The organism is Longitalea luteola (genome assembly GCF_017356035.1).
Classification (GTDB): Bacteria; Bacteroidota; Bacteroidia; order Chitinophagales; family Chitinophagaceae; genus Niastella; species Niastella luteola.
This window is the reverse complement of sequence record NZ_JAFIQX010000003.1, coordinates 197,473-211,266: the sequence shown is the minus strand read 5'-3', so window position 1 is coordinate 211,266 and position 13,794 is coordinate 197,473. Positions and strand designations below refer to the sequence as shown.

The 13,794-nt window shown below is 46.1% G+C and carries 13 protein-coding genes; 6 read left to right on the top strand and 7 right to left on the bottom strand.

The window, feature by feature from the left end; all coding sequences use genetic code 11:
• Position 1 precedes the first annotated feature (1 nt).
• The 3 genes from JUB15_RS09385 to JUB15_RS09375 form a co-directional block, all read right to left on the bottom strand.
• Positions 2 to 898: a BatD family protein gene (locus JUB15_RS09385; protein ID WP_207512222.1), complete on the bottom strand. Its 897-nt coding sequence runs from the start codon at positions 896 to 898 to the stop codon at positions 2 to 4.
• A gap of 2 nt (positions 899 to 900) precedes the next feature.
• Positions 901 to 1,773 carry a DUF58 domain-containing protein gene (locus tag JUB15_RS09380; protein WP_207512221.1) on the bottom strand — a complete coding sequence of 291 codons (873 nt, stop codon included), beginning with the start codon at positions 1,771 to 1,773 and terminating at the stop codon, positions 901 to 903.
• 61 nt (positions 1,774 to 1,834) lie between these two features.
• A complete protein-coding gene (locus JUB15_RS09375; protein WP_242696281.1) occupies positions 1,835 to 2,836 on the bottom strand; it encodes an AAA family ATPase in 1,002 nt (333 codons plus the stop codon).
• A 282-nt stretch (positions 2,837 to 3,118) separates the two neighbouring features.
• On the opposite strand from JUB15_RS09375, the gene JUB15_RS09370 reads away from it, so the two are divergent.
• Positions 3,119 to 3,595, top strand: a complete 477-nt coding sequence (locus JUB15_RS09370; protein WP_207512220.1) for a lipocalin family protein — start codon at positions 3,119 to 3,121, stop codon at positions 3,593 to 3,595.
• 181 nt (positions 3,596 to 3,776) lie between these two features.
• Positions 3,777 to 4,220: a lipocalin family protein gene (locus JUB15_RS09365; protein WP_207512219.1), complete on the top strand. Its 444-nt coding sequence runs from the start codon at positions 3,777 to 3,779 to the stop codon at positions 4,218 to 4,220.
• 204 nt (positions 4,221 to 4,424) lie between these two features.
• Here JUB15_RS09365 and JUB15_RS09360 read toward each other — a convergent pair whose 3' ends face one another.
• On the bottom strand, positions 4,425 to 6,140 hold the full coding sequence (locus JUB15_RS09360; RefSeq protein WP_207512218.1) for an NAD+ synthase: 1,716 nt from the start codon (positions 6,138 to 6,140) through the stop codon (positions 4,425 to 4,427).
• A gap of 116 nt (positions 6,141 to 6,256) precedes the next feature.
• Between JUB15_RS09360 and JUB15_RS28595 the strand changes: the two genes are divergently transcribed.
• Both JUB15_RS28595 and gldB read left to right on the top strand, forming a co-directional pair.
• Complete coding sequence (locus JUB15_RS28595; RefSeq protein ID WP_255539616.1) at positions 6,257 to 6,388, top strand: hypothetical protein; 132 nt, start codon at positions 6,257 to 6,259, stop codon at positions 6,386 to 6,388.
• A 256-nt stretch (positions 6,389 to 6,644) separates the two neighbouring features.
• The gene (gene gldB, locus JUB15_RS09355; RefSeq protein ID WP_207512217.1) at positions 6,645 to 7,661 is read left to right on the top strand and encodes a gliding motility lipoprotein GldB; all 1,017 of its coding nucleotides are present in this window, start codon (positions 6,645 to 6,647) and stop codon (positions 7,659 to 7,661) included.
• A 242-nt stretch (positions 7,662 to 7,903) separates the two neighbouring features.
• On the opposite strand, the gene JUB15_RS09350 is transcribed toward gldB, so the two are convergent.
• Together JUB15_RS09350 and JUB15_RS09345 are read right to left on the bottom strand one after the other, a co-directional pair.
• Positions 7,904 to 8,383 carry a YcxB family protein gene (locus JUB15_RS09350; protein ID WP_207512216.1) on the bottom strand — a complete coding sequence of 160 codons (480 nt, stop codon included), beginning with the start codon at positions 8,381 to 8,383 and terminating at the stop codon, positions 7,904 to 7,906.
• Positions 8,384 to 8,606: 223 nt separating this feature from the next.
• Positions 8,607 to 8,822, bottom strand: coding sequence for a hypothetical protein (locus JUB15_RS09345; protein WP_207512215.1), 216 nt, complete (start codon positions 8,820 to 8,822; stop codon positions 8,607 to 8,609).
• Between the two features lie 157 nt (positions 8,823 to 8,979).
• On the opposite strand from JUB15_RS09345, the gene JUB15_RS09340 reads away from it, so the two are divergent.
• Entirely contained in the window at positions 8,980 to 9,213 is a 234-nt protein-coding gene (locus tag JUB15_RS09340) for a hypothetical protein (protein ID WP_207512214.1), read from the top strand.
• Here the strand turns inward: JUB15_RS09340 and JUB15_RS09335 are convergent.
• Positions 9,210 to 12,578 (bottom strand): vitamin B12-dependent ribonucleotide reductase, encoded by a 3,369-nt coding sequence (locus tag JUB15_RS09335; RefSeq protein WP_207512213.1) that lies wholly within the window; start codon positions 12,576 to 12,578, stop codon positions 9,210 to 9,212. The genes JUB15_RS09340 and JUB15_RS09335 overlap by 4 nt on opposite strands.
• 413 nt (positions 12,579 to 12,991) lie before the next feature.
• On the opposite strand from JUB15_RS09335, the gene JUB15_RS09330 reads away from it, so the two are divergent.
• On the top strand, positions 12,992 to 13,726 hold the full coding sequence (locus tag JUB15_RS09330; RefSeq protein ID WP_207512212.1) for a DUF2490 domain-containing protein: 735 nt from the start codon (positions 12,992 to 12,994) through the stop codon (positions 13,724 to 13,726).
• The last annotated feature ends 68 nt before the right edge of the window (positions 13,727 to 13,794 follow it).

The following is a 13,794-nucleotide window of genomic DNA, read 5'->3' as shown; positions in this document are numbered from 1 at the left end:
GTCAGGAAATATTGTTTAGTGTTTTGATAGCCGATTGTATTACGGCAAAATTCTTTTCATTATCGCTTGCATCTGGCTGGTAGCGGGCGAATTTTACAAAATCTGCGATCTGTAAAGCCTTTACCAGCTGATTGAAAGTTTCTTTGTCCATGGGCATCTGGCGCAGTTGCGCAATCAGTTCTTCATTTGTTTTCTCCAGCGTAGCCACTTTCATTTTACGGAACAGGAACACGCGGAGGATATCGTTCAGGCGACTATAATAGGTTTTTACTTCGCCATTCTGCAGTCCCTGCTTACGCAATTCTTCCAGTGCCTGTAATGCTTCTTCATATGCGCTTAACCTGGGTGCCGGCGATGGGGGCGGCGGCGCCTGCTTTGGTTTTTTAAGCAAATAAACAATAACACCTGCGGCTATCACGGTAACAACGCCAATGATCCAGGGTATCCAGGCCATCCAGGCCGGTTTCGGCACTTCCACAATGTCCTTGATATCACGGTAGTCTTTCGACAGGTCGTCTTTGGTGTAGGCTACTTCAATGGGGATGGAATCGGTAGCATAGGATTTTCCTTCTACCTTAAGCACCAGCGGTGGAATTACCATAGTGCCAGAATCAAAACTGGTGATGGTAAGTTCCTGGTGATATTGTTTGCCATCGATATTATCGTTGGTATCGAGCTTCCCGGCTTCAATGATCTCGAAATGGGGAATGGTATCGAGGTTGAACCAGGTAAGGGATTGTCCCATAGGTATCCGCACTTCAAAGGTTAACGTAATGGGCTCGCCAATGAGTATCTGATCGCGGTTAACCGATGCACGGGCCATCACCTGGCCAAACATGTATAGGGGGCTGGTGAGTAAACTACCAATGAGGGTTATATAAAGAATAGGGTTTTTCATAATTACCGGTTACGCCCGATAAAGAACTTCTGCAGCACTTTTACATAATCTTCGCCGGTGCGTATATGCAGCAGGTCGCAGCCTGCCCGCGTAAAAATATTTTTACAATAGTTTGTATGATTAAAAAAAGCAGCTTCGTGTTGTTGGCGTACGAGGTAATCGCTTGTGTCAATCCAGGTGCGTGCGCCCGTTTCGGCATCTTCCACTTCCATTAAACCGGCATCGGGTAACTGCATATCCATTTTATCATATACTTTTATACCGATCACATCATGCTTTTTACCAGCTACTTTCAATCCGTCTTCGAAATCATTATCAAGGAAATCACTCAACACGAAAACGATGCTGGTTTGCCGCACTGTATTATTGAGCCGCTGCAAAGCAGCGCCTAATCGCGTTCCTTTACTTTTGGGTTCGGCCGTTAACAGTTCCCGCACAATATAGAGCCCATGATCCCTTCCTTTTTTGGGCGGAATGAACTTCTCTATCACATCACTGAAGAACAGCACGCCTATTTTGTCGTTATTACTGATGGCGGAAAATGCCAGTACCGCCGCCACTTCAGTGATCAGGTCTTTTTTCCGGGCCTGCGAAGTACCAAACAAAGAACTGGCGCTTACATCTACCAGCAGCATTACCGACAGCTCGCGTTCTTCTTCAAATACCTTGCTGAAGGGGTGATTGAACCGGGCAGATACGTTCCAGTCGATAAACCGGATATCATCGCCGGCCTGGTATTCCCGCACCTCTTTAAAGAGCATACCGCGGCCTTTGAAAGCGCTGTGGTACTCCCCGGTAAACAGGTGGCGGGTGATCTTTTTACTCTTGATCTCCAGCTCGCGTACTTTTTTTATTATTTCAGCTGTAGTAAGCATAATCAATATGCAATTGGCAATTAGCATATGGTCAATTGCCGGTTGTTAATTGCCTGTTGGTTTAAGGTACCTGTATTACACGTAAAACGTCGTCGATAATATTCTCAACGTTCACATTCTCTGCTTCTGCTTCGTAGGTCAATCCGATGCGATGGCGTAATACGTCTTTCGAGATGCTTCGAACATCTTCCGGAATAACAAAACCCCGCTTGTTCAGGAATGCATGTGCTTTGGCGGCCAGGGCCAGGTTAATGCTGGCGCGGGGCGAACCGCCATAAGCGATCAGCGGCTTTAATTTTTCCAGTTTGTATTTCTCGGGGAAACGGGTGGCAAAAACAATATCCAGAATATAATTCTCCACTTTCTCATCCATATAGATCTGCCGCGTGAGGTCCTTTGCCTGGGTAATTTCCTGCATCGACACAACCTGGCTTACTTCAGGCGATTTTTGTCCCTGTACGTTCTGGCGAATGATGATCTGCTCTTCCTGTTTGGTAGGATAGTCTACAATCACTTTCATAATAAACCGGTCCTGCTGTGCTTCCGGCAATGGATAGGTTCCTTCCTGTTCCAGCGGGTTCTGTGTTGCCAGTACAAGAAAAGGTTCATCCAGTTTATGCGTGGTATCGCCAATGGTAACCTGCCGTTCCTGCATCGCTTCCAGCAGGGCGCTTTGCACTTTTGCCGGAGCGCGGTTGATCTCATCGGCCAGTATGAAATTGGCAAATATGGGTCCGCGGCGTACTATAAATTCATTTTTCTGCTGATTATAGATCATGGTACCAATTACATCGGCTGGTAACAGGTCGGGCGTAAACTGTATTCGGCTGAACCTGGCGTGAACCGCCTGGGCCAGCGATTTAATAGTGAGGGTTTTAGCTAAACCAGGCACCCCTTCCAGCAAAACGTGCCCATTGCTTAACAGGCCAATGAGCAGCCTGTCTAACATATGATGCTGTCCAATAATAACCCTGGCTGTTTCGTCGCGAAGCCGGTCGATAAATGCGCTCTGATACTGGATCCTGTCATTGAGCTGCCGGATATCATCTGCTGTTAATAGCATATACGGGGTTTAGTATGAATGATTGATAATCAGTTATAAAAAATACGCCATCACCTTTGCAAGATGCTTGCCAACTTGCAAAAACGGCCCTAAAATCAATAAAAATAAACATGTTTCCACATACACAATAAGCAGGCAATATAGCAGTTATGGTAATATTACGATTTCCCTAACGAGAAAGCAACGGAAAGGGAATAAATTTTGCTCATAATAGTGTGCTATTTTACAGCCTGGTTGGCGAACATTGTTATTCAGGCCTTTTAAAAATAAAAAACTGTTAAGATGAAAAATTATGTTTTAGCACTGCTTTCACTGGCATTTGTGATCTGGGGTTGCGATAAGGACGACGATGATGACAAGAATGACGTACAGGCAAAGGTTCAGTTAATGATCGCTGCACCCTGGAAATTTGATACTGCAGCCATAGATGCTGACAAGAACGGCACACCCGACCAGGCATTTCCTCCGGGCTTCGACATTCAATCATGCATAAAGGATAATATTATCACCTTTAAGAGCGATAGTACCGGAAACCTCGATGAAGGCGCTGAAAAATGTGAGTCAACCGATCCGCAAAACACAGCCTTTAACTGGTGGTTCAAAGACAATGGTGCTATATTGCACAGCCCCGATCCTATCTTCGGTGGCTTCAGTGGCGATGCCAAAGTAATTGAACTTACAGGAACCAAACTACGGGTAACAAAAGAATTGTCCTTTGGCTTTGGCACTTACAATGTAGTGCTCGACCTGAAGCATTAATCGAACCTTCTGCATATATTGAAAAGCCCCGACGATACCGTCGGGGTTCTTTTTGCGTGTCAATTTATCCGGTAGTGGTTTTAACCGAAAAAGCGGGATAAAAAACATGTTGTATGCACAATAATGTAATATTACTGCTGTTATAACCGGCACGTAGATCCGTTTACCCAAAATCTTAAATATGAAAAGAACCTTTACAAGATCCTTTGCCCTGTTATTACTTTTCGCTGCTGTTCTTACCGGCTGTAGTAAATCTCCCATGCAAACAAAAACAGAAATATTAACCAGGGGAACCTGGACGATGGTGTATTATGGATATGATGATGACTTCAACTGGATCATCGACAATTATGAAAATCTGATGTACAGTTGCGAGCAGGATGATATCTGGTCTTTCAACCCCAATAATGAACTTACAGAAGATGAAGGCCCGGTGAGATGCGGCGCCGCCACAGGCTTTAGTTTTAACTGGCAATTATCAAGTCAGGATAATAACCAGATCATGATCGACGATCGAACCTATATCATCAAAACGCTCGATAATTATACACTCGAAGTATATATTGAATACCGCTCTGCCAATGGCCCTGAACGATATATTAAAAAATGGGTTAGAAACGCCTAACGCAAAACGCTTAACGCGAAACGCTTAACGCGGAACGCGAAATGGCGAAACGTGCCTGCCGGCCTTGCTTCGCCGTAGCTTAGCGAAGACGCAGCAGGCAGGCGCAGAACGCAGCTTCCGCCGAAAGCGACAGTATCAAAAAAAGAGCCGGTCCTGAAAAACCGGCTTTTTTTTATGCAACAATTCAATTATAGTTTCGCCACCTTATGACAGATACTTGCCTACAATAGGCACCCGCCGGCCAACGCCGAACGCTTTACAGCTCACCCGGATGATAGGACAGAACTGATTGCGTTTGTATTCATTGCTGTTCACCAGCTTCAATACCCGCCGCACCAGGGCTTCCTCCATTCCCATGGCAATTAGTTCCTTAGGGCCTTTTCTTCTTTCGATGTATTGGTATAACACTTTATCAAGCACCGCATAGTCGGGCAGGCTGTCGCTGTCTTTCTGGTCAGGACGCAATTCAGCCGATGGCGGTTTTGTAATGATATTCTCAGGAATGATCTCGCCATTGCGGTTGAGGTAATTGGCCAAAGCATATACCTGCATTTTGTAAACGTCGCCGAGGACGCTTAAGCCACCCGCCATATCGCCGTAGAGCGTGCCATAGCCGGTGCTCAGCTCACTTTTGTTAGAAGTATTCAGCAATATGTAACCGAACTTGTTCGAGATGCTCATTAATAGATTACCCCGGGTGCGGCTTTGCAGGTTTTCTTCTGCCAACCCAAACGGCATATCGCCGAATACAGGCTGCAGGGTTTGCAGGAAGCTATCGTAGATATTCTTTATCGGAACAATGTCGTAAGGGTTGCCCAGGTTTTTGCTCAACTGTTCGGCATCTTCTACCGAATGAGAAGTAGAGAAATGAGATGGCATCAGAACGGCCCTTACATTTTCGCGGCCCAATGCACGGGTAGCCAGCGCCTGCGTAACAGCACTGTCGATACCGCCCGAACTTCCCAGAATGGCCTTCGTGAAGCCCATTTTCCTGAAATAGTCCCTGATGCCAAGGATCAGGGCTTCTTTTATCTGGCCGATATTTTCATCAGACGTAAGGTATTCAATGACCTTTTCAGGGTCCTGCACTTTTCCTACCCGCATTTCCTTATCAAATTCCGGAACTGCCTTCAGTGGTTTTGGCTTTGCCTTCTGCACTTCAATATCATCGAGGTTCACAATGGCAAAATCCTCTTCAAAGTATTTCATCTCCTTTATGACATGCCCGTGTGCATCCATTACGAGGCTGCCGCCATCGAATACGATCTCCGTTTGTGAGCCAATGGCATTGCAATAGAACATGGGCAAGCCGTATTTCAAAACGTTTGCCCGAACGATCTCTTCGCGGTCTTTATCATGATCGTAGTCGAAAGGTGAAGCAGAGATGTTGATCATGAGATCGGGTTGCTGGGTAATGAGCTTATCCATGGGGCATAGCCGGTACAATGGATTATCACCCAGGTTCCAGATATCTTCACAAACCGTTAACGCTATTTTCTTGCCTTTAAACTCGAGTACATTCCACTCATAACCCGGTTCAAAGTACCGGTATTCATCAAACACATCATAATTCGGCAACAGCGTTTTATGCGCCACCCCTACTATCTTTTTATCGTACAGCAGCCAGGCGGCATTGAACAGGTCTTTTCCTTCTTTCCCGGGATTGCGTTGCGGACTGCCTATGATCACCCCTATAGTATCGGCCTGTTCTTTAATGATATCGATCGCTTTATAACATTCATTGATAAAGTCATCAAACTCGAGGAAATCGCGGGGTGGATAACCACAAATGCTCAGTTCGGAAAAGATAACGAGGTCGGCTTTCCGGCTCTTGGCATATTGTATCGCCCCCATTATTTTGCGGGTATTATCTTCAAAATTCCCTATATGATAATTTTGCTGCGCAATCGCAATTTTCATTTCAGTTTTTTAGGTTTAATAAAACGGCGGCCGTTTTTGCTGTAGCGCAAATTTACACGAAAAAGGCTTAACGCTTACGCCCGTGAAAACAGCACCCTGCCCATGCAAATATGCAAATGTGCAGCGGAAACGGATACAACACCAACGCCTTGCTTCGTGCGCAATCGGTAGACAACCCGGCTGCAGATATGCCGCCGGACGGAGCTATGGCGCAAGCGACTGAAGCTTCGCAAAAGAGCGCCAAATAAAGAATACTGTTCCTGCATTTCAACCTTACCTTCGCCGAAACTTCGCCGGCACCATAGCGCTGTATCGTGGCGGTATAAAGCACCCGGCAGAAACACGGAGTGCAAAATACTAGAGCATACAGCCAGGGCGTTAAGCCCCTGGTTTTCGCGGCCGTCGTTACGCTGCCCGTTACGCTTTCGCGACGTTTCGTCGAAGCAAGGCAGGCAGGTTCGGCGTTAGGCGTTAAACGTTAAGCATTAAATGAAATATTTTCAGATGAAAAGAACAGCCATGGCATTTTTGCTCGTTGCCGGATTATTTTCCTGTAAAGACAAAAACGTACCGGATGTATCCAGGATCAAGGTAGAGCTTTCTGTACTGCGGTTTGAACAGGATTTCTTTGCCATCGATACTAACCAGGTGATGGGATCGCTTAACCAGCTTGGGGAAAAGTATCCACTTTTTTTGGGCGATTACCTCTTTAATATCATGGAGCTGCCCGGGATCAGCGATACCAGCACGCAGGAGCTGAACCTGCTGAAAAAATTTATCAACGATTACCGGCCGGTTAAAGATTCTGCCGACAAGGTCTTCCGCAATTTCCGCGCTATCGAAAAAGATGTAAAGAAAGGATTGCAGTTTGTAAAATATTATTTCCCGGCTTATAAAACACCGCCGCAGCTGATCACTTATATCGGGCCTATGGAAGGATACAGCGATGTTATTACCCGCGATGCGCTGGCCGTTGGGTTGCAGTTGCATATGGGCAGTAATTACTCGTTGTACCGCAGCAGCCTTGGCCAGTCGGTATTTCCTGATTATATCTCACGCCGGTTTACACCCGATTACATTGTGGTGAACTGTATGAAGAATATCATCAATGATATTGCTCCTGAAAAAGGTGGCAGCAAGCCCCTGGTAGAGCTGATGGTAGAAAGTGGAAAGCGCTTATATGTGCTGGATAAAATACTGCCTTTTGTGGAAGATACACTTAAAACTGGGTATACTGCTGCACAGCTGAAAGGTTGTTATGAAAATGAAGGCATGATCTGGAATTTCTTTCTTACCAATAACCTGTTGTATAATATTGAGCCGGTTAATATAAAATCGTATATGGAAGAAGCGCCCAATACACCTGAACTGGGCGACCGTTCACCGGGGGCCATCGGCATATTTGTAGGCTGGCAGATCGTGAAGAAGTATATGTCGAAGCATGCGGAACTTTCTCTGAACGAACTGCTGAATACCGATGCGAAGAAGATCTTTGAGGAAAGTAAATACAGACCTGGGTAATCTTAAATTGATAGTTGTAGCCCTATAGGAGAGCGTTGCAAGTTGCAGGTTACAGGGTTACCAGGTTCCGGTTACCAGTTACCAGGGGCCTATTTCAGGAATCTCAATTGATTATTAGTAGCTAAAACTTTACTGCTCGGCTTCTGGGAACAAGTAACCATTGCATTTCCCTGAAACCTGGAACTTGGAACTAGTAACTGATTGTTTTGCACCTCCCCTCCCCTTTAGGGGGTTGGGGGGTACTATTTCTTTCCAATCTTCTTTCTAAGGAGTTCCCTCGCCAACTGCAGGTCAGTGATAGATTTAAAAGAATCTTTCGGCACCAGGAAAAAAGAACGGGCGTCGAAGTATAAGTGAAAAAAGTAAGGGCTTTCCACAAAATGGCTGAATTGCTTCCACGGCCAGCCTTTAGCGCCTTTGGCCGTTTCAAGCACCACATTTTCATCATCGAAATGCATGATGAATTCGTCCTGGAACGTGTGCGACCGCCGGTAAATGCTGCTGGGCAGAATGCGCCAGATCACCAGCATCAGCAGGAACCACAGAAATGAAAATATTAAAAAAGAGATAGCCTGGATCTTCTTCAAGGCAAACAATACGGCGGAGGTAATGGCAAATACGTTGATCAGCACCAATAGGACCTTGATTTCAGGGCGCATTAAAAAGTGATAGCGTAAAGCCTGGATTACCTGCTTTTTATCATAACCAAATTGAACAGTCATTCAGTTTTCCCCCATTAAGGCCGTAAAAGTAAGGATTCCGGGTTAAGAGCATGATAAAAAAAACAGGGTTCAAATTAATGAACCCTGTCCAGCAGTGCACATGAAACAATCCCGTACTATGGGAAAGTTGTTAAGGGCAAAATTGTTCTTAATAGCTATACTTGAGGTTTAGTAATTCAATCTGAAATATCTTTTGGGCAGGCAATCTTTTATTTGTGCAAACCTACTTAGTTACAGGCCCTGTAACAATACCACTTTGTGGTGCTATTGAAAGGAGCAACTTTTTATCAATAAACTGTAAGCCAACCACTTGCCATAAAAAAGGATTTTTTTGCGCTCCCTGAAGTTTTGGGGTGACGGGGCAGGAAGATGTATGTGCAGTTGCTTTAACGAACCATTTTGCCGCATTTATACCGGGTTTTGCCATGGGCGGCTTCATAAGGGGTAATATACCGGTTACAGGAGGCCAGAAAGGCGATGCAGATCATCACAAGTAAGAGCGTTCTTAATTTCATTTGTCAGTGTAGGTTTCTACCAGAATAAACGAACCGGCCGATCGTATTGATATTTCTAAATATACAAAGAAATGTCAAAATATGGATTGCCGGTTAACGAGGATCAGCCTTTTCAATCGATGGAAAGTATTCAGGCTTCCCGCGCTTACAAGCCTTATTGAAAAGAAAAATCCGCCCATAAACATGAGCGGATTGAAGTTTTATAAAAATAACCGTCCAAAATTCACTTTCATTTGCCTGGCATTCGGCTGTAGAATAGCCTATAGTTTGCCGGCAAGGATATTGGAACGGGTACCTACTATCGGGATCTCTTAGCTGCAACCCATGCTATTACCGCAATTGAGGCATTTATAACAGGTTCCGCTACGGATGGTAATATGTCCGCAGGTATTACAGGCCGGCGCATCGCTTTGCATGCTTTTAGCGGCTGCATTGATGGCGTCGATGCCTGCTTCTGCTTTTTTAACAGTGGCTTTCACAGGTTTTATAGGTTCTGGATCTGGTGTTTTAACCGGTTTACCAGGCACGATGCGTACATCACTTAGTGGTGGTGTTTTTTTTTCGTACTCCAGTGATGTCGGAATTTCATCCCAGTCATCGTTGCCTGTATTCATTACTTCAGGTCGATCAAGTACATGTACCAGGTCGGTTCTACCCAGGTATTCGTACGCCAGGGCACGGAAAATAAAGTCAACGATCGAGGTGGTGCTCTTGATGTTCGGGTGATCAACCATTCCGGCAGGATCAAAACGCGTGAACACAAATTTTTCTACAAACTCTTCGAGTGGCACCCCATACTGCAAGCCAATGGAAATGGCTATGGCAAAGCAGTTAAGCATACTGCGCATGGTGGCGCCTTCCTTGGCCATATCGATGAATATTTCGCCTACAGTACCATCGCCGTATTCACCGGTACGCAGGAAAATGGCCTGTCCGTTGATCTTGGCTTTTTGTGTAAAGCCACGGCGTTTTGCCGGCAGGGTCCTGCGCTCTACGATCCGCGCCAGCTCCCGTTTAAGTCTGGTATCGGGAGATGCCTGTACGCGTTTTTGCACTTCGCCCAGCAGCTCGGTAATGGTCAATTTACCAAGGTCCACAATATTCGATTCCTGTGGCTCAGCGGAGGCAGTTGTTTCACTTGTTTCGTCTTCGGCTTTTTTCTTCTTATCGCTTTTATTGCTGAGCGGCTGGCTGAGCTTTGAACCATCCCGGTACAACGCGCAGGCCTTTAAGCCCAGTTTCCAGCTCATCATGTAAGCATCGGCAATTTCTTCTACTGTTGCTTCATTAGGCAGGTTAATGGTTTTTGATATAGCACCACTCAGGAACGGTTGTGCGGCAGCCATCATACGAATATGGCCATGGGCATGAATGTAACGTTGTCCCTTTTTACCGCATTTGTTGGCACAGTCAAAAACGGGCAAGTGTTCGGCCTTCAAGAAAGGAGCTCCTTCAATGGTCATGGTACCGCAGATATAATCATTGGCGGCTTCTACCTGCTCTTCTGTAAAGCCTAAAGCTTCCAGCAGGCTCCATTCAAAATTGAAGTATTGCTCGGGTTTGAATCCCAGTCGTTGCAGGCATTCTTCTCCAAGCGTGTAAACATTGAATACGAATCCGATCTCAAACGCGGAAGCTACGGCTGCATCTAATTTCCTGATCTCTTCGGCAATAAATCCTTTCTCGCTTAAGGTCTGGTGATTGATATGCGGTGCACCTACAAAAGTGCCGGCGCCTACTGCATATTTCACGATCGACTCAATTTCACGGGGCTGGTATCCTAAATTCTTTAAAGCTGTGGGTACAGACTGGTTAATGATCTTGAAATAACCGCCGCCGCTCAGCTTTTTGAATTTTACCAGGGCGAAATCGGGTTCCACTCCAGTTGTATCGCAATCCATTACCAGCCCGATCGTACCGGTGGGGGCAATTACTGTAACCTGGGCATTGCGATAGCCATATTTCTCTCCTAACTGAACGGCTTCATCCCATGCTTTGGTAGCCGCTTTCAGCAGGTTTTCGGGGCAATATCTTGCTTTAATACCCTGGGGCTTGATGTGCAGTTGCTCATACTCATCTGCATCATAGGCAGCCAGGCGGTGGTTACGCATTACGCGCAACATGTCTTCCCGGTTTTCTTCAAAACGGCGGAAAGGTCCTAAAATAGACGCCATTTCGGCTGACGTTTTATACGCAATACCGGTCATGATAGCGGTAATGGCGCCGGCAATGCCACGGGCTTCTTCACTGTCGTAGGGAATGCCCATTACCATGAGCATAGAACCCAGGTTAGCATAGCCTAAACCGAGCGTACGGTAATCATAGCTCAGCTGGGCTACTTCTTTCGACGGGAACTGCGCCATGAGCACAGATATTTCCAGCACCACCGTCCACAGGCGGCATACATATTCAAAACCTTCTACATCGAATGAGTTGGTAACCTCGTTGTAAAAACGGCGCAGGTTGGCAGAAGCCAGGTTACAGGCCGTATTGTCGAGGAACATATACTCACTGCATGGGTTGGAAGCGTTGATGCGGCCTCCTTTTGGACTGGTATGCCATTCATTGATGGTAGTATCGTATTGCGTTCCGGGGTCAGCACAACGCCAGGCGGCATAGGCAACCTGGTTCCATACTTCCCTGGCCGGAATACGCTTCATCACCTTGCCATCAGTCCTGGCTTTTAATTCCCAATCTTCATCATTTTCAAGCCTGCTGAAAAATTCATTGGGTATACGGATCGAGTTGTTGGAATTTTGTCCGCTTACGGTTCTGTAAGCCTCTCCCTCATAATCACTGGGATACCCTGCAGCGATCAATGCCGCTACTTTCTTTTCTTCTTCTACTTTCCAGTTGATGAACTCCATGATCTCGGGGTGGTCAAGATCGAGGCAAACCATCTTGGCAGCCCGGCGGGTAGTTCCACCGCTTTTGATAGCGCCTGCCGCGCGGTCGCCGATCTTTAAAAAGCTCATTAAACCACTCGAAGTGCCGCCACCGCTTAATTTCTCGCCTTCACCCCGGATGGTTGAAAAATTAGTACCTACACCGCTGCCGTATTTGAAGATGCGGGCTTCGCGCATCCACAGGTCCATAATGCCGCCATCATTCACCAGATCGTCTTCAACGCTTAAGATAAAACAGGCGTGCGGCTGCGGACGCTCATATGCCGAAGTTGATTTTTTCAGTTCGCCGTCAACAGGGTCAACGTAATAGTGCCCCTGTGGTTTTCCTTTAATACCATAGCTTTCAAATAAGCCGGTATTGAACCATTGTGGGCTATTTGGTGTGCATGACTGGTTCAGGATACAATGCACCAGCTCTTCGTAAAAAATGGTGGCATCCTGTTCAGAAGCAAAGTAGCCATATTTTTCACCCCATACCCGCCAGCAATTAGCCAGGCGATGGGCAACCTGTTTTACCGATGTTTCACGACCCAGTGACCCATCCTGCTGTGGAACGCCTGCCTTACGGAAATACTTTTGAGCCAGAATATCTGTAGCAATCTGACTCCAGTGCTTTGGTACCTCTACATTGTTCATTTCAAACACCACTTCACCACTGGGATTGCGGATCACCGAAGTTCGATAGTCATATTCGAACTGATCATACACAGACACACCTTCTCGGGTGAAACGGCGATTGAACTGTAAGCCTTTCGATTGCTTTTTACTGGGCATAGGTTACTAAGTTTTTAACATGATTAAATCAGGGTTAGGGTGGACAGGGTGAAGAACGAAAATATCTTCTCATGCCCATATTTCCGATCCTTAAATATGCACACCTGTGGAAAAAGGATGTTGAAAATACTATACCTCAAGCTGGGTGTGACTTACTTGATTTTTGCACAGAATACGGTCAAATGTTAATTACTTTTTCAGGGTTGGTATTGAAAAAAGTGTTATCTATAACAGGTGTCGCCAGTTACCGGTTCCCGGGTGCCGGGCCCTGAATTTCGCAATGACTGAATACATGCAGGCACTCCATAACTGATGCCTTGTAACTGGTAACCGGCACCTGGTAACTGTTCTTACAAACGATCATTAGGCAATTGTTCATTTTCTTTGCCTGAATGTCCTTTTATAAACAATTGATGTTGGTGATAGTTGGAATGGTTGCCGGCTATTATGCGCATTCACAGGCAGCACTCTCAGGCTGGGCCACCACCAACAACCAGATAGCGATTTCCAAACGGGTTATTTATCAGTTGGAGGCCAGTGTAAGAAGCGACCCCAAAAGGCAGCACCTGCAAACCTTTTTATTGCGAACCGGCGCCTTTGTTCAATTAAATAACCAATGGAGCGTAGGGGCGGGCTATTGCCTTACGGAGGCGCGGCGAACCATCAATGGAACCACTGGCTTTGCAGCTGAGCACCAGGCCCTTGAGCAGGTTTGGTTTTCACATGCTGTAAACCTGGGTTCAGGCACCCGTAAGCATACTACCATCATGCGGCACCGGCTGCGGCTCGAAAACCGGTTCCTGCCAAAGCTGGTACAGGAGAATAATTCAATACAGAGGACCGGTACCGTCTTCGCTAACCGCTTACGGTATCAGATCAGGCAGCAGATCCCGTTGGTGCGGGTAACAACCAGTTTTGAAAGAGGGATGTACCTGATCCTGCAAAATGAGCTCTTCTTCAATGTAAGCGGTCAACAATACCTGAATGGGCAGGTATTTGATCAAAATCGCAGTTATGTGGCGACCGGTTACCGGTTTAACCGGAAAATTGACCTGGAATTATCGTATATGTTACGCGCTGTGAAAGAGCCAGCCAGGCGGTGGTCGAAGGAAAGTATTCTACAGGTAACTGCTTTTAGTAGAATATAATGCCCTGAAAAACAATAAATGGTAAAAGTTTTGGCACCTTATAGCCCCTTTCGAAAACTTTTTGCATT

Bases quoted from the DNA above. Each gene is read 5' to 3' on its own strand.
- JUB15_RS09345 (WP_207512215.1), bottom strand. From the start codon at position 8,822: ATGAAGCCGCCCATGGCAAAACCCGGTATAAATGCGGCAAAATGGTTC.
- JUB15_RS09335 (WP_207512213.1), bottom strand. From the start codon at position 12,578: ATGCCCAGTAAAAAGCAATCGAAAGGCTTACAGTTCAATCGCCGTTTC.
- JUB15_RS09340 (WP_207512214.1), top strand. From the start codon at position 8,980: ATGGATTGCCGGTTAACGAGGATCAGCCTTTTCAATCGATGGAAAGTA.
- JUB15_RS09385 (WP_207512222.1), bottom strand. From the start codon at position 898: ATGAAAAACCCTATTCTTTATATAACCCTCATTGGTAGTTTACTCACC.
- JUB15_RS09360 (WP_207512218.1), bottom strand. From the start codon at position 6,140: ATGAAAATTGCGATTGCGCAGCAAAATTATCATATAGGGAATTTTGAA.
- JUB15_RS09375 (WP_242696281.1), bottom strand. From the start codon at position 2,836: ATGCTATTAACAGCAGATGATATCCGGCAGCTCAATGACAGGATCCAG.
- JUB15_RS09350 (WP_207512216.1), bottom strand. From the start codon at position 8,383: ATGACTGTTCAATTTGGTTATGATAAAAAGCAGGTAATCCAGGCTTTA.
- JUB15_RS28595 (WP_255539616.1), top strand. From the start codon at position 6,257: ATGTGCAGCGGAAACGGATACAACACCAACGCCTTGCTTCGTGCGCAA.
- JUB15_RS09380 (WP_207512221.1), bottom strand. From the start codon at position 1,773: ATGCTTACTACAGCTGAAATAATAAAAAAAGTACGCGAGCTGGAGATC.
- JUB15_RS09370 (WP_207512220.1), top strand. From the start codon at position 3,119: ATGAAAAATTATGTTTTAGCACTGCTTTCACTGGCATTTGTGATCTGG.
- JUB15_RS09330 (WP_207512212.1), top strand. From the start codon at position 12,992: ATGTTGGTGATAGTTGGAATGGTTGCCGGCTATTATGCGCATTCACAG.
- JUB15_RS09365 (WP_207512219.1), top strand. From the start codon at position 3,777: ATGAAAAGAACCTTTACAAGATCCTTTGCCCTGTTATTACTTTTCGCT.
- gldB (WP_207512217.1), top strand. From the start codon at position 6,645: ATGAAAAGAACAGCCATGGCATTTTTGCTCGTTGCCGGATTATTTTCC.